The sequence below is a fragment of the Cellulomonas sp. PS-H5 genome, assembly GCF_019265565.1.
Lineage (GTDB): Bacteria > Actinomycetota > Actinomycetes > Actinomycetales > Cellulomonadaceae > Cellulomonas.
Genome location: NZ_JAHVCI010000001.1, coordinates 140,811 through 160,044, shown reverse-complemented (window position 1 = coordinate 160,044; position 19,234 = coordinate 140,811). Strand labels below are relative to the sequence as shown.

At 76.1% G+C, this 19,234-nt stretch carries 19 protein-coding genes; 5 read left to right on the top strand and 14 right to left on the bottom strand.

Annotation, left to right across the window (positions count from 1 at the left end):
• Positions 1 to 560: 560 nt before the first annotated feature.
• Positions 561 to 974, top strand: a complete 414-nt coding sequence (locus J5O08_RS00675) for an OsmC family protein (RefSeq protein WP_218704925.1) — start codon at positions 561 to 563, stop codon at positions 972 to 974.
• Here the strand turns inward: J5O08_RS00675 and J5O08_RS21450 are convergent.
• Positions 940 to 3,612 carry a LuxR C-terminal-related transcriptional regulator gene (locus tag J5O08_RS21450; protein WP_218704924.1) on the bottom strand — a complete coding sequence of 891 codons (2,673 nt, stop codon included), beginning with the start codon at positions 3,610 to 3,612 and terminating at the stop codon, positions 940 to 942. The genes J5O08_RS00675 and J5O08_RS21450 overlap by 35 nt on opposite strands.
• Before the next feature lie 287 nt (positions 3,613 to 3,899).
• Here J5O08_RS21450 and J5O08_RS00665 point away from each other — a divergent pair, with 287 nt between their 5' ends.
• Positions 3,900 to 4,499: an NADPH-dependent FMN reductase gene (locus tag J5O08_RS00665; RefSeq protein WP_218704923.1), complete on the top strand. Its 600-nt coding sequence runs from the start codon at positions 3,900 to 3,902 to the stop codon at positions 4,497 to 4,499.
• 37 nt (positions 4,500 to 4,536) lie between these two features.
• Here the strand turns inward: J5O08_RS00665 and J5O08_RS00660 are convergent, their stop codons facing one another.
• On the bottom strand, positions 4,537 to 5,529 hold the full coding sequence (locus tag J5O08_RS00660) for a pirin family protein (protein WP_218704922.1): 993 nt from the start codon (positions 5,527 to 5,529) through the stop codon (positions 4,537 to 4,539).
• Between the two features lie 158 nt (positions 5,530 to 5,687).
• Here J5O08_RS00660 and J5O08_RS00655 point away from each other — a divergent pair, with 158 nt between their 5' ends.
• Positions 5,688 to 7,688: a hypothetical protein gene (locus tag J5O08_RS00655; protein ID WP_218704921.1), complete on the top strand. Its 2,001-nt coding sequence runs from the start codon at positions 5,688 to 5,690 to the stop codon at positions 7,686 to 7,688.
• 25 nt (positions 7,689 to 7,713) lie between these two features.
• Here J5O08_RS00655 and J5O08_RS00650 read toward each other — a convergent pair whose 3' ends face one another.
• Together J5O08_RS00650 and J5O08_RS00645 are read right to left on the bottom strand one after the other, a co-directional pair.
• Positions 7,714 to 8,274, bottom strand: a complete 561-nt coding sequence (locus J5O08_RS00650) for a hypothetical protein (RefSeq protein ID WP_218704920.1) — start codon at positions 8,272 to 8,274, stop codon at positions 7,714 to 7,716.
• Between the two features lie 14 nt (positions 8,275 to 8,288).
• Positions 8,289 to 9,437, bottom strand: coding sequence for a zinc-dependent alcohol dehydrogenase (locus J5O08_RS00645; RefSeq protein ID WP_218704919.1), 1,149 nt, complete (start codon positions 9,435 to 9,437; stop codon positions 8,289 to 8,291).
• 100 nt (positions 9,438 to 9,537) lie between these two features.
• Between J5O08_RS00645 and J5O08_RS00640 the strand changes: the two genes are divergently transcribed.
• Positions 9,538 to 9,957, top strand: a complete 420-nt coding sequence (locus J5O08_RS00640) for a hypothetical protein (RefSeq protein ID WP_218704918.1) — start codon at positions 9,538 to 9,540, stop codon at positions 9,955 to 9,957.
• A gap of 6 nt (positions 9,958 to 9,963) precedes the next feature.
• On the opposite strand, the gene J5O08_RS00635 is transcribed toward J5O08_RS00640, so the two are convergent.
• Together J5O08_RS00635 and J5O08_RS00630 are read right to left on the bottom strand one after the other, a co-directional pair.
• Positions 9,964 to 10,404 carry a DUF5615 family PIN-like protein gene (locus J5O08_RS00635; RefSeq protein ID WP_218704917.1) on the bottom strand — a complete coding sequence of 147 codons (441 nt, stop codon included), beginning with the start codon at positions 10,402 to 10,404 and terminating at the stop codon, positions 9,964 to 9,966.
• The gene (locus J5O08_RS00630) at positions 10,401 to 11,027 is read right to left on the bottom strand and encodes a DUF433 domain-containing protein (protein ID WP_218704916.1); all 627 of its coding nucleotides are present in this window, start codon (positions 11,025 to 11,027) and stop codon (positions 10,401 to 10,403) included. Before J5O08_RS00630 ends, J5O08_RS00635 begins: the two co-directional genes overlap by 4 nt.
• A gap of 167 nt (positions 11,028 to 11,194) precedes the next feature.
• On the opposite strand from J5O08_RS00630, the gene J5O08_RS00625 reads away from it, so the two are divergent.
• Complete coding sequence (locus tag J5O08_RS00625) at positions 11,195 to 13,435, top strand: DEAD/DEAH box helicase (protein WP_218704915.1); 2,241 nt, start codon at positions 11,195 to 11,197, stop codon at positions 13,433 to 13,435.
• 7 nt (positions 13,436 to 13,442) lie between these two features.
• On the opposite strand, the gene J5O08_RS00620 is transcribed toward J5O08_RS00625, so the two are convergent.
• The 8 genes from J5O08_RS00620 to J5O08_RS00585 all read right to left on the bottom strand — a co-directional run bounded on the left by J5O08_RS00620 (position 13,443) and on the right by J5O08_RS00585 (position 19,207).
• The gene (locus tag J5O08_RS00620) at positions 13,443 to 13,691 is read right to left on the bottom strand and encodes a hypothetical protein (RefSeq protein WP_147795687.1); all 249 of its coding nucleotides are present in this window, start codon (positions 13,689 to 13,691) and stop codon (positions 13,443 to 13,445) included.
• A 97-nt stretch (positions 13,692 to 13,788) separates the two neighbouring features.
• The gene (locus tag J5O08_RS00615) at positions 13,789 to 14,001 is read right to left on the bottom strand and encodes a hypothetical protein (protein WP_218704914.1); all 213 of its coding nucleotides are present in this window, start codon (positions 13,999 to 14,001) and stop codon (positions 13,789 to 13,791) included.
• A gap of 51 nt (positions 14,002 to 14,052) precedes the next feature.
• On the bottom strand, positions 14,053 to 14,580 hold the full coding sequence (locus J5O08_RS00610) for a hypothetical protein (protein WP_218704913.1): 528 nt from the start codon (positions 14,578 to 14,580) through the stop codon (positions 14,053 to 14,055).
• Complete coding sequence (locus J5O08_RS00605; protein WP_187365211.1) at positions 14,577 to 14,843, bottom strand: hypothetical protein; 267 nt, start codon at positions 14,841 to 14,843, stop codon at positions 14,577 to 14,579. The genes J5O08_RS00610 and J5O08_RS00605 overlap by 4 nt, the downstream gene beginning before the upstream one ends.
• Positions 14,840 to 16,252 (bottom strand): ADP-ribosyltransferase, encoded by a 1,413-nt coding sequence (locus J5O08_RS21445; RefSeq protein WP_218704912.1) that lies wholly within the window; start codon positions 16,250 to 16,252, stop codon positions 14,840 to 14,842. The genes J5O08_RS00605 and J5O08_RS21445 overlap by 4 nt, the downstream gene beginning before the upstream one ends.
• The gene (locus tag J5O08_RS00595) at positions 16,249 to 16,569 is read right to left on the bottom strand and encodes a type VII secretion target (protein ID WP_218704911.1); all 321 of its coding nucleotides are present in this window, start codon (positions 16,567 to 16,569) and stop codon (positions 16,249 to 16,251) included. Before J5O08_RS00595 ends, J5O08_RS21445 begins: the two co-directional genes overlap by 4 nt.
• A gap of 4 nt (positions 16,570 to 16,573) precedes the next feature.
• Positions 16,574 to 16,945 (bottom strand): YbaB/EbfC family nucleoid-associated protein, encoded by a 372-nt coding sequence (locus tag J5O08_RS00590; RefSeq protein ID WP_218704910.1) that lies wholly within the window; start codon positions 16,943 to 16,945, stop codon positions 16,574 to 16,576.
• Between the two features lie 153 nt (positions 16,946 to 17,098).
• Complete coding sequence (locus tag J5O08_RS00585) at positions 17,099 to 19,207, bottom strand: glycoside hydrolase family 2 protein (RefSeq protein WP_218704909.1); 2,109 nt, start codon at positions 19,205 to 19,207, stop codon at positions 17,099 to 17,101.
• Between the last annotated feature and the right edge of the window lie 27 nt (positions 19,208 to 19,234).

The window sequence follows — 19,234 nt, the reverse complement described above, 5'->3', positions numbered from 1 at the left end:
CCCTCGGGGGCGGTCCTCGGGGCGGCTCGGAGGAGCTCGGCCCGGAGGAGTGGCCGCGGGCCCGGAGCGGCGGCTCGACGGGCGACGGCGGCGACGTAGTGAACGGTGCGCACCGCGCAGGGGGCAGGCGATGCGCACCGTCGGGATGAACTATGGCCCCCGTTGGTGCAGCGGTCAACAATCTGGCGTCCGCGGGGGTGAACGCTCACACAGCGTGGTCACAGACCGGGAGCATCGCCGCAGGTCGACCGTCGGGGCTCGTGACCGAGATCACGATCCGACGACGAGGGCCCCGGTGCCCGACGGGGGGCGGTGCCGAGCACCGGCGACCTCGACGTCGGAGGGCCTGTCAGCCGCTGCAGGCCCTCCGACGTCGTCCATTCAAGGCGCCCCGGACCGCCGCTCACCGCGCGGTGAGTGGTGCAGGCGACTCCGTTGAGTGGCGGGAGGCGGCGGCCTGAGGGTCGCGGGGCCGTCGGTGAGCGTCACGCTCCGCCCCACGTAGGTGCCGCGAGGTCGGGTGCCTACGCTGCCGTCGACGCCCGAGGGGAGGACCGCCGGTGCCCGAGGACTTCGCGGTCACGGTCGGCGCGGGCACGCTGGCGCCCGCGGACGGCGACGCGGTCGCCCTCCCCCACCGGTGGACGGACGGCGGCGTCCGCGCCACGGTCGCTTTCACCGGCGCGCACCTGCTGCACCTCGCGGTCGCCGGCTGCGTGCTCAACGACCTGTTCCGCGAGGCGCACTCTCGCGGCCTGCCGCTCGCCGGCGCCGCGGTGACGGCGCGCGGCGGGTTCGCGCCGGAGACCTGGGCGTCCACGGGCGTCACCTACGAGGTGCGGCTCGACACGACGGCCCCCGATGAGGCCGTCGCGCGGCTGCTCGCCGTCGTCGACGAGGTCGCCGAGATCCCCCGGGCCCTGCGTCAGGGCGTGCCCGTCAGCCGCCCCACTGCACCAGCTCGCCCCGGCTGACCAGCCCGAGCTTCCGCAGGGCGCGGCTCATGTGGTTCTCGACGGTCCGGACGCTCAGGTAAAGCTGGTCGGCGATCTGCCGGTTGCTCAGGCCCTCGCGCGCGAGGACCGCGACCTCCTGCTCCCGGACCGACAGCGGCTCGGCGCGCACGCCGGCCAGCAGCCGGGGCACGGGCGCCCGCGCGGGCCGCGGGGTGCCCTCCTGGACACCGAGCACCTGCTCGGCCGCGCGGGCGAGCGCCGGGGCGGTCGCCGCGCTCGTCCGCGACACGGCCGCCGCGACCGACTCCCGGTCGCCCTCGACGAGCCCGACCACCACCTGGGCGTACGGCTCCAGCAGCGGGACCCGGGTCCGGGCCGCGAGGTCGCGGACGGCGTTCCCCCGGTGGGCGTCGAGGTCGCCCGTGCCGAGCGTCCAGCACAGCAGCGCGGGCTGCAGCAGCCCCTCCGCCGCGTAGGCCCGGGCCGCCCGGCGGACGATGCGCGCGCCGGCCAGCGCCTCCCCCGACGCCGCCGCGAGCGCCGCGCGGGCGAGCGGCCGCATCGAGCGCAGCAGCGGCCGGTACGCCTGCGGCGAGCGGTCCAGCTCGCGCACGAGCACCTGGGCGAGCGTGAGGTTGCCCGCGTGCGCCTGGATGACGGCGCCGACCGTCAGGCCGCGCCGGTAGAACGTGGTGCCGACCGGGCCGGGCGCGCCGAGGCGGAGCGCCGTGCTCACCGCGCGCCAGGCGGCGGCGGTCTGGGACGACATGTACAGCACCTCGGCGAGCATGCTCGCGTGCACCCGGATGGCCAGGGCGTCGACCTCGTCGTAGGCGGCGTCCAGCATCCGGCGCTGCCACTGCTCGGCCTCGTCGATCCGGCCGGCCTGCAGGAGGCCCTGCCCGCGCAGGGCCGCGAGGTAGTGCCGCGGCTCGGGGGCCGCGCAGGACAGGTCCGCACGCTCGACCACCTCGAGCGCGGCCTCGGGCCAGCCGGCCTCGAGCAGCGCGGCGGCGCGCAGCACCGACGGCCAGCCGCGCACGAACGGCACCCGCGTCTCGGGCTCGACCTCCGCCGCCACCTCCTCGGGACTGCGGCCGCCCGCCAGCTCGCGCAGCAGGCGCGGCTTGAGCCGGCCGAGCTCGGCGACCGGGGCGAGGTCGGGGTCGACGGGGTCCGGCCACGCGTCGTCCGGCCCCGCGACGGGCCAGCCGTCGTCGGCGGGCTCGACGTCGGGCACGACCTCGCCGTCGGCCGCGTCCTGCTCCGCGTCGCCCTCGGCCGCGTCGCCCTCCCACGGCCCGTCGCCCGCCGGCTGCCCGCCCGCGAGGTCCACGGGAAGCGGCGCCTCCGGCGCCGTGGTCGCGGCGGTGGCCGCCCAGGCGGCCCACCGCGAGCGGTAGAACGCGAACGCCGCGCGCGCCCCCGCGTCGTCGTGCTCACCCGGCTCCACCCGCGCGAACACCTCCTCGAGCTGCTCGGCCGCCGGCCGGAGCATCAGCGCCGCCAGGTAGGCGTTGGCCGTGGCCAGCGTCGGGTGCGCCAGCCACTCCGCCCGGCGCGCGCCCTCGTCCGCGGTGGCGCGCTCGTGCACGAGGCCGGCGACCTGCGCGACCCACGCGGGCGCGCCGCCCTCGCCGGACGGCGCGGCCAGCAGCACGGTCGTCAGGTCGTCGACCGGCGAGGCGGCCGCGGCGAGCCCGCCGCCCTCGGCCGCGACCCGCTCCGCGAGCCGGCGCCGGCGGTACGGCGACACCCGCTCCCGCAGCGCCCGGGCGAGCAGCGGCGGCGACACCGCCAGCACCTCGCCGGCGCCCGCGAGCTCGTGGCCGACGACGCGGCCGTGGTCCGACAGCTCCGCGAGCGCGGACGGGTCGACCAGCCGGCCCGCGACGTCGGCGGGGAGCGGTCCGGCGCTGGCGAGCGTCTCCAGCGCGCCGACGCACGCCGGGCCGAGCCCGGACAGGAACACGTAGGCGACCGCCTCCACGGGCACGTCGCCCAGCGTCCCGTCCTCGACCCACAAGCCGTCCTGCCGGCGCAGCGTGCCCGCCGCCCGGGCCGCGTCCGCGAGCGCCACGACCGCGCGCGGGTTGCCCCCGGTCCCGGCCATCACGGAGGCGGTCAGCCCGGTGTCGGCGGGCGCCCCGAGGACGGACTCCAGCAGGGTCGCGACCGCCCGGAAGCCGAACGGCTGCACCCGCACCTCGGCGGGCGCCCGGCCGAGCAGCAGGTCGCGCAGGCCGCCGCCGGGGGCGCGGAGCGGGTCGGAGGTGCTGGCGGCGACGAGCAGCGACCCCGTGCGGCCGAGGACCCGCCGGGCCACGCCGAGGCTGGCGTCGTCCATCCGGTCCGCGTCGTCGACCAGGAGCACGCTGCGGCGCGCGCGCAGCTCGTCCGTGAGCCAGTCGGTCAGCGCCGCCTCGTCCGGCACGCGCACCGACGACGACGCGTGGTCGAGCAGCGCCGACAGCGGCCGGGAGCCGCCCGCGCGCAGCAGGATGCCCGTGACGCCCCGCCGCGAGGCGTCGGCGAGCAGGCCCTCCAGCACCGTCGTCTTGCCCGCGCCGCGGTCCCCGCGCACGAGGACGTCGCGGCCGAGCGGCAGCCACCGCTGCGCCGCCGCCACCGTCAGCCCGAATCCCTCTGCCTCCACCGTCAGCCCTCCGTGTGCGTCGGCCCCCGGGTAGGGACTGTTCCGCGTGGGGCACCACTCAACGGCGGCACCGGGAGCACCTACGCAGTGCGCGGCCGCCCGGCGGGCCCCCGGCGTGCCGCACGGACGCAGCGGTCGTGGCGGGCACCTACCCAGTCGGCGGGAGGGACACCGACCACCCGGGGACCGCCGCCGGCCGCCGCGCAGCCCGCGCCCGCCGGTGCCAGGCTGGAGGGCGCCGCGCGAGGGCCGGCCGGGCCCCCGCCGCCACAGGACCGGAGACCGCGATGTCGTACACCATCGGCTACTTCGTCGGCAGCCTGTCGAGCACCTCGATCAACCGCACCCTGGCGAACGCCCTGGTCGCGCTCGCCCCCGAGCAGCTGGAGTTCCGGGAGATCCCCATCGGCGGGCTCCCGCTCTACAGCCCCGACCACGACGCGGACTACCCGCCGGAGGCCCGGGAGCTCAAGCGGGCGATCACCGAGTCGGACGGCATCCTGTTCGTCTCCCCGGAGTACAACCGCTCCATCCCCGGCGCGCTGAAGAACGCGATCGACTGGGGCTCGCGGCCGTGGGGCACCAACGCGTTCGCCCGCAAGCCCACCGGCATCGCCGGCGCCTCGATCGGCAAGATCGGCACCGCGGTGATGCAGTCGTCCATGCGCAGCGTGCTGAGCTTCCTCGACGCGCCGCAGCTCAACGCCCCCGAGGTCTACGTCCAGGTGGAGGCCGGCACGTTCGCCGACGACGGGACGCTGCTCGACGACGAGCTCGCGCAGTTCCTCCGGCACTACATGGCGGAGTACTGCGCGTTCGTGCAGCGCGTGCTCGCTGCGAACGCGCCCGGGCACATCGGCGACCCGGACGCGATGCCGGTCGCCTGACGGCCGAGGCGGGCGCCGCGACAGCGGTCGCGCCGGGTCAGGCGCGCGGCCGCAGCCGGAGCTCCGGCATCGGCGGCGCCGGCAGCGGCGCCGCCGGGTGCCCCTGCACGCGCCCGAACCCGGGCGCCGGCGCGTCGGGGTCGGCGATCTCCGCCTGCCACCGGGCCCGCGCCGCGACGACCTCGTCGTGGTCCCGCCCGATGAAGTTCCACCACATGACGATCTGCTCGCCGAGCGGCAGCCCGCCGATGAGCAGCACCCGGGCCTCGGTGTCGCCGGTCGCCGCCAGGGTGAGCGTCGTCGCGCCCGGCTCCCGGTACAGCAGGTGGTGGGCGGGCGCCGCGACGCCGTCGACCGCGAGCGCCCCGGCGTCGACGAGCACCGCGTGCTCGAAGGCCGGGTCCACCTCGAACGTGTGCGCGGCGCCGGGTCGCAGCCGCACCTCCGCCCCCACCAGCGGGCTGAACGTCCGCACCGGCGACGTCGAGCCGGCGAGCGTCCCGAGGAAGACGCGCGCCTCCCCGCCGTCGAGCGGGACGACCGGGGGGACGTGGTGCTCGAACGCGGGCGGCGCGCCGCGGTCGGCTTCCGGCAGCACCGTCCACAGCTGGACGCCGTGCAGCACCGTCGTCGCGTCGGTCGAGTCCTCGGAGTGGCTGATGCCCCGGCCGGCGGTCATGAGGTTCATCTCGCCCGGCCGCACGAGGCAGTGCGTGCCGAGGCTGTCCCGGTGCTCGATCTCCCCCGAGAACAGCCAGGACACCGTCTGCAGGCCGGTGTGCGGGTGCGGCGGGACGCGCATCCCGCCGGTCGCCGCGACGTCGTCCGGGCCGTAGTGGTCGAGGAAGCACCAGGCGCCGACGAACGACCGGGCGCGCTGCGGCAGCGTGCGCCGGACCGACATGGCGCGGATGCCGCCGAGCGGGACGTCGCGGGGCTCGAGCAGCTCGAACCCGGCGGGGAGCCCTGCCCCGGGCGCGCCGCCCGGGGTGCACACGCGCTCGGTGGCGACGGCCTCGAGGTTGGTCATGTCGCTCCCGTGATCGCGCTGTCGTGCCGGCCGCGCCCAGGGTACGTCGGGCGCGGCCGCCCACCGCGGCGCCGCGGTCCCCTCAAGACCGGGTGCGCCGAGGCCGATGGACAGGCGATCGCGCCGCGCACCGCCGGCGCCGGGGTCGAGGGAGTCCCGTGCCGCCGTACCGCCTGCTCACCCGCGCGCTCGCCGGCGTGGTCACCGACCGGGTCCCGCCCGGCCTCGTCCAGGTGGCCGTGCTGCTGGGCGTGCTCACGCCGGTGGTGGGGTCGCTGTCCGGCGCGGGCGTCGCGGTGCCCGCCGCGACCGCCGAGTCGCTGCCGTACTACCTCACGGGCACGGCGCAGGCGGTGGTGCTGGCCTGCCTCGTGCTGGTGTGGCTGGTCCCGTCGACGGCCCTCGTCCTCACGGCGGCGGGCACGGCGGTGTGCGGGCTCGCCTCGGATGCGCTCGCCGGGCCGAGCGGGCTGTGGCTGGCGGCCGCGGCCCCTCTCGGCGTCCTGGCCGTCGCGGACCAGCTGCTCGCCGTGCGGCGACGGGCGCTCGCCCGGGCCGTGCTCCGCGACGGGAGCTCGACGGTGACGCTGCCGCCCGTGCACCCCGCGGTGCGCGCCGACCTGCTGCGGACCGGGTGGGGCCGCGGCGCGCTGGGCGTGCTGCTGCTCGCGGCCGGGCTGGCGGCGACCGTCCTGCTCGTGCACGACCACGTGGCGGCGACCCGGTTCCGTGCCGGTGCGGAGACGGCCACGGGCGTCGTCGAGCGGGTGACGGAGGACGGGCTGTCCATGTCGGTGCGGGTGGACGAGGGTACGTTCGACGCGCCGGTGAACTACCAGGAGCGGTCACCGGGCGACGCCGTGCGGCTGCGGTTCGACCCCGTGACCGGGCGCGCGGAGGCCGTCGACGACGTGTTCGACGCGTCGACCGCGCTCATCCCCGTCGTCGGCTGCGGGCTCACCGGCGGGCTGCTGCTCGCGCAGGTGCGCCGGCGCCGGGCCCGCCTCGCCGCGCTGCTGGACGAGCCGCAGCCGGCCGTCGTCGCGCTCGCGCACGGCGCACCCCGGGCGGGCGGGGCGCTGCTCACCCCCGTGGACGACGTCACGCACCTGCTCGCGACCGCTCCGGCCCTGGTGCCGGTCGCCGGGCCGGCGCTCGTCCTGGTCGTACCGGACGACGACCCGGACGACGACCCGGACGACGGGCGCGACGACTTCGACGACGTCACCGACAACCCGCAGGGGCACAAGGCGTGGGACGTCGCCGCCGACGCATGGCACCGCGAGGACGAGGACGACGACGAGCACCGCGTCCTGGTCTCCGAGCTCTCCGACGCGGAGCTGCTCGACCTCGCGCGCGAGGTCGGGGCCGACGACGAGCCGCCCGGTGAGCACGACCCGTTTCGGCCCCCGGCCGGCGACCCGGTGCGCGCCGCCGGCGTCCCCGTGGTGCTCATGGGCCTGGCCGGCGACGACGCCCCGGTCGCGGTCGGCGTCGGCCCGGACGTGTACGTCTCGCTGCGGCCGCTGCGCCCGCCGCGGTGGCGCTGGCCGCGCCGGGTCGCGGTGGCGGAGCGGCCGGGTGCGTGGCGGGCGTTCGCCGACAGCAGGGACCGCGCCGTCGAGCAGCTGGGCCGCCGGGCGGGCCGGTGGCTGCCGTGGGTCGCGCTGCTGCCCGCCGGCTGGGGTCTGCGCGGGGTGGCGCGCTGGGGCGACGCCACGTGGTCGACGGCGGCGGGCCTCGTGTTCGGCCTCGTCGCTCTGGCCTGGTCCGTCTCCGTGTGGGGCCAGCCGCGCGTCGACCTGAGCCCGCGCGGGCTCCGCGTCCGCGGCTTCCTGCTGGACACGCTGGTGCCGTGGAGGCGCGTGACCGGGACCGCGGCGGACGACGAGGCGCTGGTGGTGCGGTACGACGACGACGAGCCGGGCGGCAACGCGATGCTCGTGCCCCTCGGGGGCGGCGGGCTCCCGCTGACCCGCGACGGCGCGACGCCGGCGGAGGTCCGCGCGCGCATCGAGGGGCGGGCGGCCGCGGCCCGGGCCGAGCCGCTCCGCACTCCTCACGGGGCCGTGCCCCCGGTCGAGCGGCGGCCGACGGTCCCGGTGCTGGCAGCCCTCGCCTGGCTCGTCGTATGCGTGGTGGCGGTCGCCGGGGCCTGACCGCGGTCGCGGCCCCGGCGGGGCGTCAGCCCCTCTTCGCCACCTTGCGCAGCACCGCGACGGCCGCCAGGCCGCCCGCGATCCACGGACCCGCCACGATCAGCGGGTCCAGCACCTGGTGCCGCACGTCGACGCGGCCCCGCCGCGAGGCGATCGGGTGCCGGCGCGGCTCGGACAGGATCCCGGTCTGCGTGATCGGGTTGTCGGGCCGGGTCGTCGCGAACGACTTCAGGTGCTCCGTCGTCGACTCGACCCGGTCGGCGGCGATGAGCAGCAACCAGTGCGCGGCGCGGCCCTCGCTGAACCGCTCATAGGCGTACCGCCGGATCGCCCCGGCGGGGCCGTGCAGCGGCTGCGCGGTGCCGAACACCGGCGGCAGCTGCTCGTGCTCGATCGACCTCTCCCGCGGGAACGTCTCCTCCTGGCGGTCCGGGAAGTCCCAGTGGGCGCCGGTCGGCAGGTCGGACCGCTCGCGCGGGTAGGACGGGCGGTCGGCGGGGTCGAGGTCGGCGCCCCACCCGGGGATGCGGGCGCGGAGCTGCTCCGGGGTCTCGGGGAGCGGCGGCTTCTCGGCTCGGTACGGCATGGTCCCGGCTCCCCTCAGTCCTCGTCCGGCACGATGACCGGCTTGATGATGCCGTCGAGCTTCGACGACATCAGGTGGTACCCCTCGGCGATGTGCTCCAGGGGGATGCGGTGCGTCACGATGTCCGACGGCTTCAGGTAGCCGTTGCGGATGTGCTCGAGCAGCCGCGGCCACTGCCGGCTGGCAGGCGCCTGGTTCATCCGCAGCGTCAGGCCCTTGTTCATCGCGTCGCCGAACCTCACGGCCGAGAAGATCGGGCCGTACGCGCCCATCACCGAGACGGTGCCGCCCTTGCGGACGCCGTCGATCGCCCAGTTGAGCGCCACCGGCGACCCGCCCTGCAGCTTGAGCTTGGCCGCGGTGACGTGCTGGATCAGGTTGCCGTCCGCCTCGGCACCCACGGCCTCGATCACCCGGTCGAAGCCCAGGCCGTCGGTCGCCTTCTTCATCTCGACGACGATGTCCTGGTACTCGGTGTAGTTCCGGGTCTCGGCGTAGGCGAACTCCTTCGCCTTCTCCAGCCGGTAGTCGAGCTGGTCGATCACGACGACCCGGCCGGCGCCCATCAGCCAGGCCGAGCGCGCCGCGAACAGCCCGACCGGGCCCGCGCCGAGCACGGCCACCGTGTCGCCCTCGGCGATGTCCGCGAGCTGCGCACCGAAGTACCCGGTCGACAGCGCGTCGGTCATCATCAGCGCGTCCTCGTCGGCCAGCCAGTCCGGGATCTTCTGCGGGCCGACGTCGGCGAACGGCACGCGCACGTACTGCGCCTGGCCGCCGTCGTAGCCGCCCGTGCTGTGCGAGTAGCCGTAGATCCCGCCGATCGCCGTCGCGTTCGGGTTGACGTTGTGGCAGTTCGAGTACAGGCCCCGGGAGCAGAAGAAGCAGGTGCCGCAGTAGATGGTGAACGGCACCATCACGCGGTCGCCGACCTGCAGGTTCTGCACCGACGACCCGACCTGCTCGACGACCCCGATGAACTCGTGCCCGAACGTGTGGCCGATCCGGGTGTCCGGCATCATCCCGTGGTAGAGGTGCAGGTCGGAGCCGCAGATCGCGGCGCGCACGACCTTCACGACCGCGTCGTTCGGGTGCTCGATCCTCGGGACGTCCTTCTCCTCCACCCGGACCTTGTACGGCCCGCGGTAGACCATGGCGCGCATCGGCGTTCCCCCTCCAGCTGCTCGGTCACCCCAGCCTGCGGAACGCGTGGCCGGTGCGCATCTGGAGCGGGTGCTCGGCGGCAGGTGCGACCATCGCTCCGTGCTCACCCGTCCCCCGCGCCGCGCCCGCGCCCTGCTCGGCGCGGCCCTGCTCGCCGCCGTCGCCGCCGTCGCCGGCTGCGGCCCCGCCGACTCCCCCGCGGCTCCGGCGCCGTCCGCGTCCGAGCACCTCGGCGGCCAGCCGACCCCGGACGTGACCGGCGTGGTCGCGGGCGGCTCGCTGACGCAGGCGTCGGACCCGTACTTCGAGGGGATGGGGCTCGCCGGGCTCGGTGACGAGCCGTCGGTGCTCGCGGCCGACGGCTCGCAGGCGACCGTGGCCGACCTGCGCGACGGCGACCGGGTCGAGGTGTGGCTCGGGTCCGAGGGGAGGTGCGCGGAGTCGTTCCCCGTGCAGTGCGACCTGCTGACCGTCCGGGTGACCGAGGCGGCCGCGACTGCGAGCCCGACCCAGGGCTGAGCCGCGTCAGCGCCAGTAGTTGCTCGGAGGTCGGGTCGCCGGGTCGGTGATCTCGTAGCGTCGGGTTCCCGCCCGGAACGACCGGATCCGAGCCAGACGCTGGCTGCCGGCCACGTCCAGCTCGTCCACCAGGGCGCGGAGCGAGGCGCACAGCGCCGCCGACGCGAGCGCCAGGCCGTCCAGGCCGGACGCGGGCAGCTGGTACGTGACGTGGTGCAGCCCGCTGCGCCGGATGGCGTCGCACTCGTCCGGGTCGTCGTACTGGCTGACGTCGTTGGTGACGAAGGCCGCGTACCCCCGCCTCCGGGCATCGCGGAGCAGCGGCACGTCCTTCTTTCCGCGCCACGCGATCGCCGCGACGTGGTCCACCTCGTGCCGAGGCCGGAGGAGCCGCGCCAGGACGGCGTGCAGCGGTTCGGGCACGTTCTCGTCGAGCAGGACCCTCATGCCGCGGTCATGCCCCGTTCCACCAGGTCGGCGAGCACCCGTGCTCCCTCGACGCCGGCGGCGGTGGCCGACGGGTAGAGCTCCAGGATCTCCGCGGTCCCGAGTCCGTCCCGCACCAGGCCGGCCACCTCGTCGAACGGCAGTCGCGTGCCCTCGAGCACCGGGTACCCGCCGCGCACCTCCGGGTCCAGCGACAGCCCACGAGCCGGCGTCCGGAGGTCCGGGACCACCCGGCCGTCGTCCGTGCGGAACTCACCGAAGACGTGCTCCATCACCACCGCGAAGCCCGCCTGCCCGGGGTGCTCGACCACGTCCAGGTAGTCCCCGTCCTGCGTCAGCCAGACGATGGTGCGGCCGCCGGGAGCCGCGCGCAGGGCATGCGCTGACAGGTGGGTCGACGGGTGCTCACGACGGAGGTGCGCGACCGCCCGCCGGATCCGCTGCAGGCTCGTGTCCTTGCGGAGGACGACGAACATGCGGAGAGCGACGACGTCCTCGAACGAGTAGCGCGCGCGGCCGTTCCTGCGGGCGGAGGGCAGCAGGAGCGGCCCCCGACCGCCGCCCGGGTCCTTCCGCCAGTTGCGGAGCTGAGCCACGGTGGCCCCGGTGAGCACACTCGTCATGCCCGTGCTGTACACCGCTCACCCACCTCCGTCGTGTCCGTTCCCGCGCGATTCACCTGGAGTATGCCGTTCGACGGCGTCCCGGGGGAGGCCCATTTCTGGCGCCCCTGCCCTGCGCCCGGGTTCCCGACGGCGACCGAGGCGACCGCCCCGTAGCATCGCGGGCGATGAGCACCGCGCCCCTCGCCGAGCCCGCCCCGGTCGAGCCCGGCGCCGCCGCGCGCGACCTGCTCGCCCGGCACGTCGCCCTCGCGGACCGCGCCCGGGCGGTGCTCGACCGCCTCGACGGCGCGACCGTGCGGGTGGCGGCGCTGGTCGAGGCCGACCGCGAGCAGCGGGTCCGCGCCGAGCTGGGCGTCGTCCCCGTCGAGCAGCTCGGCGCGATGACCGACCGGAACCTGCGGCTGCGGGCCCTGACGGACGCCGGGTACGCCACGGCCGCCGACCTGCTCGGGGTCCCCGCGGCCGCGCTCGACGAGGTCCCGGGCGTTGGGGCGCAGACCGCGCGGAGCGTGGTGGCCGCGGTGCAGCAGCTCGCCGAGGCCGTGCGCGCCGGGGTGCCGGTGCGGCTGGAGGTCGACCGGTCCGGACGGCCCGACACGGCGACGACCGCCGAGGTGCTGCGGCTGCTCGACCGGCTGCTCCGGCTGCGCCCGCTTGTCGAGCCGCACCGCGAGGCGCTCACCGCGTACGCCTCGGCGGTGCCGGTGCACGCGACGTCCGCCGCGCCCGCCGCGGGGCGGCTGCGGTTCGCGCTGTCCCGGCGGGCGACGAAGGACCGCGCGCGCCGGGCGCTGGCAGCCCTGGCGGGCTGGGACGCGACGCTCGACGCGGGCGGCCTGTCCGCGACGATCGAGACCCTCGCCGCCGCCTGCGCCGTCCCCGACACCGACGGCCCGGCGCTCTGGGCAGTGTTCGAGCGCCGGGCGGCCGAGCTGTACGGCGTCCTCGGCACGATCGTGCCGCTCGCCCAGGACGTGCTCGCCGCCCGCGGCCTGCTCACCGCCGAGCTCGCCGAGCGGGTCGCCGCGCACCCGCTGGACCTGTCGGCGGTGCGCGTCCCGCTGCGGGGTTACCAGGAGTTCGGCGCGCGGTTCGCGCTGAACCAGGGCCGGGCGCTGCTCGGCGACGAGATGGGCCTCGGCAAGACGGTGCAGGCGCTGGCCGCGATCGCGCACCTGGCGGCCGGCGGCGAGCGGCGGTTCCTCGTCGTCTGCCCCGCCGGTGTCCTGGTGAACTGGCTCCGCGAGATCGACGCGAAGACCACGCTGACGGGGCACCGCCTGCACGGCCCGGACCGCGCCGCGGCGATCGCCCGCTGGCACGCCGAGGGCGGCGTCGGGGTGACGACGTTCGAGGGCCTGCCGCACGTGCCGCTCGACGGCGCCGACGGGGTGGCGATGCTGGTCGTCGACGAGGCGCACTACGTGAAGAACCCGGAGGCGCAGCGGTCCCGGGCGGTGGCGGCGTGGGCCGCGGCGGTGTGGCGGGTGCTGCTGCTGACCGGCACGCCGATGGACAACCGGATCGACGACTTCGTCGCGCTGGTGCGGCTGCTCGACCCGGACCTGGCGGGGTCGCTCCCGCGGCACCTCGGCCTCGTCGGCGCCGACACCTTCCGCCGGGACGTCGCCCCGGTCTACCTGCGGCGCAACCAGGCGGACGTGCTGGTCGAGCTGCCCGACCTCGTCCTCGTCGACGAGTGGGAGGACCTGTCCCCCGCCGGCGAGGAGGTCTACCGGGCCGCAGTGGCGAGCGGGAACTTCATGGCGATGCGCCGCGCCGCCTGGCTCACGGCAGACCCGGGCGAGTCGACCAAGCTCGGCCGGCTGCGCGAGATCGTCGCCGAGGCGGGGGCGGCCGGGCAGCGCACCGTCGTGTTCTCGTACTTCCGGGACGTGCTGGACGTCGTCGCCGGGGCCCTCTCGCGGCCGGGCGGTCCCCCGGTGTTCGGGCCGCTGACCGGGGACGTGCCGGCCGACGAGCGCCAGGCCGTGATCGACGCGTTCTCGGCCGGGCCCCGCGACGGCGTGCTGGTCGCGCAGATCACCGTCGGCGGCGTCGGGCTGAACCTCCAGGCCGCGTCCGTGGCGGTGCTCTGCGAGCCGCAGCTCACCCCGTCGGCGGAGTCGCAGGCGGTCGCCCGGCTGCACCGGATGGGCCAGGTGCGGGCGGTCGTCGCGCACCGGCTGCTCGCCGAGGACGGCGTGGACGAACGGATCGTCGAGCTGCTGGCCGGCAAGCGGCGGGTGTTCGACGCCTACGTCCGGGAGTCGTCGGTCGCGGCGGCGGCCGTCGCGGCGGTCGACGTGACCGAGGCGGGGCTGGCGCGGGAGGTCGTCGCGATGGAGCAGGCGCGCCTCGGCTACGGGCCGGTGTGGGACGAGCTGGCGGCCGCCCCGGAGTAGCGCGGGGCTACTGCTGCGCGACCCGGTCGGGCCAGGCGCCCTGCTCGCCGCGGTGCCGGACCGCGCGGCCGACGACCAGGCCGGCGAGCGCGCTGGACGCGTTCCTGCCCTCGACGTGCCAGGTGTTCCGGTCGCCCGAGGTCTCGATCACCAGGACGCCGTCGACCTGGCCGTCCGGCTGGTCGCGGCGGACCTCGTAGCGGACCTCCGCCGCGTTCTCGTCGATCTTGTCGGCGTAGACCAGGACCCCGCTCATACGCACTGTGTACACGGTGCGGGCCGGGAGAAGCGAACCGGCTCCTCGTCGCGCTGCAGGGAGGCGGCCGGTCTCCATCTCGCGAGGCCGCGAGCGGTCACGAGAAGAACGAGGCGTCTCGCGGCCAGACCCCGTCACGCCGCCTGAGCCGGAGCGCCTTGTGCAGCACGTTGCGCGCGAGCACCGATCTCTCCTCCTGCCCGTCGACGTACCACTGCTCAGGATCGTCGAGCGGGATCACCAGGACACCGCGGACCGAGTTCGGCTCGGGGCCGAACTCGTACCGGACGACATCGGCGCCCTCGCTCACCAGTCGGCCGAACCCCGTCGTGCCCATCGTCGTCCCACTCCGCGCCGGTACTCAGGACGGCGTGGTGCCGTCCTGCGCGGGCAGCGGCTGCGTGGGCCACGGCCCGACGTACTTGCCCGGCACGGCGACGGGCTCCGGATCTGCGGCCAGTCCCTGCTGGACCAGGCGCACGACGCGCGTGGCGAGCTCGTCCAGGGTGTCGCCCCACTCGGTCGGGGCAGGCGTCGTCCCCGAGGGGTCGAGCTCCTCCAGCACCAGCACGGGGATCTTGGTACCGGTGACGGTGACCTCGATCAGCGCGCGCCAGACCGTGCCGGGGCGGACGACGACCTCGCCCTCCCCGGGGTGCTCCGAGAACTCGGCGATGCTGCGCCCCGTCCGGTTCAGCAGGACGAGCAACCGGGCCGCCGAGAAGTTCTCCGTCGCCACGCGCGCGCTGCGGGAGGACGAGACGACGCCTGCCAGGACGCCGACGGCGTGCGGGAGCGGCTCACCGACCGCCAGCCCGCGGAAGGTGATCCCGTTGAAGGCGGGCAGCTTGGCGATGGCGTCGAGGAAGCTGCTCAGCGGGGTGCTCACCGGCGTCGCTCCTGCTCTGCGCGTGCTGCGCGTTCCTCCGGCGTCGAGACCAGCTCGGTGATCGTGGGCATCCTGCCCTTGCGATCGCTGATGTCCCCCGGGCGCAGCTCGCCGATGCGCCGCCTGCTCTCCTCCAGGGCACGCTGCAGCATGCCCTCGACCTGCCGCTTGCGTTCCTCGGGGGAGAGCCCCTCGAGGTCGTCGGAGCTCCAGGTCCGCGGGTCCGGCCGGGGGTCCTGCGTCGCATCGTCCACCGGGCTCATCGTGCCACCTCCCTCCCGACGAACGACCAGTAGCTGCCGGCACCCTCGCCGATCAGCTGCGCCTCGCGGACCTCGAACACCGTGCCTGGCGGCATCAGGACCTCCGCTTCTCTCCCGTAGTGCGAGAGCGGCTGGACGTCGACCCCGCTGCGCCCCTCGACGGTGACGAAGGCGTTGCCGCCGTTCCGTATCCGGAAGTCCTCGGCGACGCCGGCCTCCGTCGAGGTGCTCCAGAACGCCCGGTCGCTCACGTGGTTCCCGACCTGCTGCCACTGCTCCAGCACCGGCTCGGGGAAGTAGGTACCCCGGAAGGTGGTGTCGCCGTGGGTGGGGAGCTTCGACATGCCCGACACCGCGGAGTCGACCTCGCTCCGGATCCGGACGGCATCGGCGTCCGAGTAGGCCGAGGGGTTCCGGAGGTAGCCGTTCATCTCCTGGTACCCCTGGTCCGTCGTGTACCGGTAGATGTTGCGCACCTCGTCCGGTTCGAGCGTCGGGTGCCGCGCCGCGACCGCGTCGGACCACGCGTCGAGGTCGCCGCCCGGGTTCTTGGGATGGAGCGCGTCGAGGTCGCTGATGTCCGGGAGCGGGCTGCGCGCCGGAACCGACGGCCCATCGGGCACCCGCGGCGCCGACGGCGCCCCGCTCCCACCGGGCAACCGTCCCCGCACGCCCGAGGCGAGCCGCGCGAGCACGTCCTTCATCGCCTCCAGCAGCCCCTTCAGCGACTTCGCCGAGGTGAGCAGGTCCGTCACCGACCGCCCGACCCGCACGGCCAGCGACGACACCCGGGTCGTCACCTGCGACACCACATACGGCGTCGCCAGCCCGACGGTCACGACGAGCTCCGCGGCCCACGAGATGATCGAGCCGACGAGCTGGGCCAGGGTGTCCCGCACCAGGTCGTGCACCACCTGGACGACGGTCGAGCACGTGCGCAGCGCGGACGCCATCGCCGAGGCGGACCCGCCACCGGCGCGCACCCGGTCCGCGAGGTTGTTCGCGTAGGTCGCGTACGCGACGACCGAGGCGCCCGACATCGCCTCCAGGTCGGCGGTCACGATGCGGTTGAGCTCGTCGCCCGCGCCGTTCATCGCGGTCGCGACGTTCTCCCACGTCGCGGCGAACCCGAGGACCGCACCGGCGTCGCCGGTCAGGTCGTTCAGCCAGCCCTTCAGCGGCTCCAGGTGCTCCATCAGCCAGCCGAGCCCGGCCGCAATGAGCGAGCCCAGGGGGTCCATGACGGCCGCGGCGGTGTCCAGCGCGACGCCGACCCCGGAGAGCCCCGCCGCGAGCCAGTCGCCCGACTGCAGGGACGCCGACAGCTGGGTCACGGAGTCGAGCAGGCCGGCGCCGCCGAACGCGGTCGAGGTGTCGACCGGCCCCGCGACCAAGGGGTTGGCCGTCACCGGTCGAGCGCCCGGGCGATGGACTGCATGCGGGCCTCGACGCGCTGGTCGGCCTCGTCGATCGACCGCGCCATCGCGCCCAGCTCGGTGATCATGCCGTCGGCGGCCTCGCGCATCGCCGCGACGGCGTCCCGGGCGGCGCTGTCGACGCCCGAGACGATGCCCGGCAGGAACGAGCACAGGACGCCGAACGCGCCGCCGTGCAGGTCGATGGAACCGGCGGCCGCCTGCGCGGTGCCGAGGTCGCCGGCCACCTGGCCGACGCGCGTGCCATGGCGCCGCAGCACCTCGGTGTCGACCTCGAAGCCCCCGCTCACGCGGTCACCGCAGCCGACCGGCGAGCTCGCCGCGCAGGTGCTCGGTCACCGGCGACTCGTCACCGAACGCGTCGGCCGTGACCGCGAGCGCCTGGCGTCCGGCGTCGCGGCCCGCGGCGCGGACGGTCTCGACGATGAGCGCCGCCAGGTCGCGGGGCGCGAGGTCGGTCGCGCCGTCGGCGAGCTGAAGGTCGACCAGCTGGCCCGACGGGTCGGCCTCGGCGGTCACCTCGCCGCGCGGGCTGCGCGCCCGGCCGCGGAGGCGGTCGAGCGCGTCCTTCACCTCGGCGGCCTTGGCGGCGCGCTCCTGAGCGGCGCGGATGTCGGCCTGGACACGCTCGATCGCGGCGTCCGGGTCGTCGTAGAACGAGGTCACGTGACGCACTGTAACGGCGGCTCCGACCGCCCGCGCCCACCGCGGGCCGGGACCACCCGTCCGGGCGCCGCCCGTGCGCCGAGACTGCGGAACCGGACTGCAGCACGCGCCGCGCGCACAGTCCGGTTCTGCAGTCTCGGCGGCCGATCGGGATCAGGCGGGCGGGGCGGGCGGCGTCGCACCCGCGGGCGTCACGCGCGCGCCGCGGCGGTTCGGGGCCTCGATCGGCGCCGCGTCGACGAAGGCCCGGGCGCGGACGCGGTCGTCCTCGTCGACGAGCCACACGTGCAGCCGCGCCGCCGGCACGGTGCCGGGCGACGGCACCACCACGCGCACGGCCCCACTCAGCAGGTACGGCTCCGCCTTCACGGGCTCGGACTTCGCCGCCGCGGCGACCGGGTCGGAACCGAACGGCGTCCCCGCCGGCACCCACGCCGCCCGCACCCGCCCGAGCAGCGGCGCCGGACCGTGGTGCGACACGTGCACGTCGAGGTTGAGCGGACCGGACGGCACCGGGATGTCCGCGCCGGCGTGCGCCGGGACCAGGTCCAGCACCAGCGTCGTGGGCGCGTTCACGTCCCGCGGGTCGACGCCGCCGAGGTCCTTGGGCCGCCGGTCGGCGTCGCGCAGACCGGCCATCTCGTGCTCGACGTCGGTGAGCTCGGTGTAGACGTACCCGACGAACCGGTCGTGCCGCCGGATCTCCTGGGTCTGCCAGCGCAGGTGCCAGCCGCGCTCCAGCGACGTGAACCCGGCGCCGTACTCGCTGTTCAGCACCGGCACGCCCGTGCGGGGGAACGCCGCCGAGCCGTAGAACGACTTGTCGACGACGAAGTCCGGCCCCAGCTTCACGGGGAAGTCCTCGCGGGTCCCGTCCGCGAGCGCCGCGAGGTTCGCCGCCCAGGTCGCGGGGTCCTCGTCGTAGTAGTGCCAGTCGACCAGGTCGGTGCGGACGTGCGCCCAGCCGGAGTTCTCCACGACCGGCCGGGTGTCGTCGAGCGACCGCAGCAGGTCGTACGCCCGGGCCGCCGCCTCGGCGCGCTCCGGCGACCCCGGGATGTCCCAGTCCAGGCCCCACTCCTCGTTGTAGAGCCCCCAGATGACGATCGACGGGTGGTTGCCGTCCCGCTCGACCATCGGCGCGAGCTGCGCCTCGAACGCCGCGGCCGCGGCCTCGCTGAACCGGCTCGGCGCCGGCGGCTCCGCCCAGACGAGCACGCCCATGCGGTCGGCGGCGTGCAGCCAGCGCGGGTCCTCGAGCTTGATGTGCTTGCGCACCAGCGTGTACCCGAGGTCCCGGGCGAGCTCCAGGTCGGCGAGCAGCGCGGCCTCGTCCGGCGCGGTCGGGCCGGCGCCGGGCCAGTAGCCCTGGTCCAGGACCCCGGAGACGTAGAGGCGCTCGCCGTTGAGCAGCAGGTGCTCGCCCGCCGTCTCGACGCGGCGCAGGCCCGCCGTCACCCGGACCGCGTCGGCGTCGCCCGGCGTGCCGTCGTCGGTCGACACGGCCAGGACGTACAGGTGCGGGTCGGCCGGGCTCCACGTCCGCGGCTGGGCGAGGTCGAGCCGGCCGCGCGCGACGCCGTCGGCGCCCGCCACGAGCGCGAGCCGCTCCCCCGCGGCCGACCCCTCGACCACCTCGACCTCGACCCTGGCCCCGGCCGGGGCCGAGCCCGCGAGCGCGACCGTCACCTCGAAGCCCGCGAGCGAGTCGCCCCGGACCGCGACCGACGCGGCGTAGGTCGACCCGCGCGCCTCCAGCCACACGCTCTGCCAGATGCCGGACGTCGGCGTGAAGGACACCCCGTCGTAGTCGTCGCGCGGGATCGACCGCTGCTTGCCGTGCGGGATCGACCGCTTGTCGGCGGGGGCGTGCACCTCGACCTCCAGCACCCCGGTGGCGCCGGGCGCCAGGACGCCGGTCAGGTCGACCTCGAACGGGGTGTGCCCGCCGACGTGCTCGGCCACCTCGACCCCGTCGACCCGGACGACCGCCCGGTGGTGCACCGCGCCGAAGCACAGCAGCGCGCGCGCCCCGGCCCAGCCCGCGGGGACGGTGACCGACCGGCGGTACGTCGCGTGCTCGAGCCAGGTGCGGGCGACGCCGGAGGCCGCGGTCTCCCAGGCGAACGGCACCACGACGGGCACGGTGCCGTCGGGCAGGTCGAGGTCCCAGGTGCCGTTGAGCGGGACCCAACGGCCGGAGCGGTCGAGGTCGGGGCGCGGGTACTCGGGTCGGGGGACGGCGGGCAGGGCTGCGGTCATCGGTGCGGCCTTTCGAGGAAGAAGAGG

Excerpts from the sequence above, each read along its gene's own strand:
- J5O08_RS00665 (WP_218704923.1), top strand. The coding sequence starts at position 3,900 with ATGTCGTACACCATCGGCTACTTCGTCGGCAGCCTGTCGAGCACCTCG.
- J5O08_RS00660 (WP_218704922.1), bottom strand. The coding sequence starts at position 5,529 with ATGACCAACCTCGAGGCCGTCGCCACCGAGCGCGTGTGCACCCCGGGC.
- J5O08_RS00650 (WP_218704920.1), bottom strand. The coding sequence starts at position 8,274 with ATGCCGTACCGAGCCGAGAAGCCGCCGCTCCCCGAGACCCCGGAGCAG.
- J5O08_RS00645 (WP_218704919.1), bottom strand. The coding sequence starts at position 9,437 with ATGCGCGCCATGGTCTACCGCGGGCCGTACAAGGTCCGGGTGGAGGAG.
- J5O08_RS00635 (WP_218704917.1), bottom strand. The coding sequence starts at position 10,404 with ATGAGGGTCCTGCTCGACGAGAACGTGCCCGAACCGCTGCACGCCGTC.
- J5O08_RS00630 (WP_218704916.1), bottom strand. The coding sequence starts at position 11,027 with ATGACGAGTGTGCTCACCGGGGCCACCGTGGCTCAGCTCCGCAACTGG.
- J5O08_RS00625 (WP_218704915.1), top strand. The coding sequence starts at position 11,195 with ATGAGCACCGCGCCCCTCGCCGAGCCCGCCCCGGTCGAGCCCGGCGCC.
- J5O08_RS00620 (WP_147795687.1), bottom strand. The coding sequence starts at position 13,691 with ATGAGCGGGGTCCTGGTCTACGCCGACAAGATCGACGAGAACGCGGCG.
- J5O08_RS00605 (WP_187365211.1), bottom strand. The coding sequence starts at position 14,843 with ATGAGCCCGGTGGACGATGCGACGCAGGACCCCCGGCCGGACCCGCGG.
- J5O08_RS00585 (WP_218704909.1), bottom strand. The coding sequence starts at position 19,207 with ATGACCGCAGCCCTGCCCGCCGTCCCCCGACCCGAGTACCCGCGCCCC.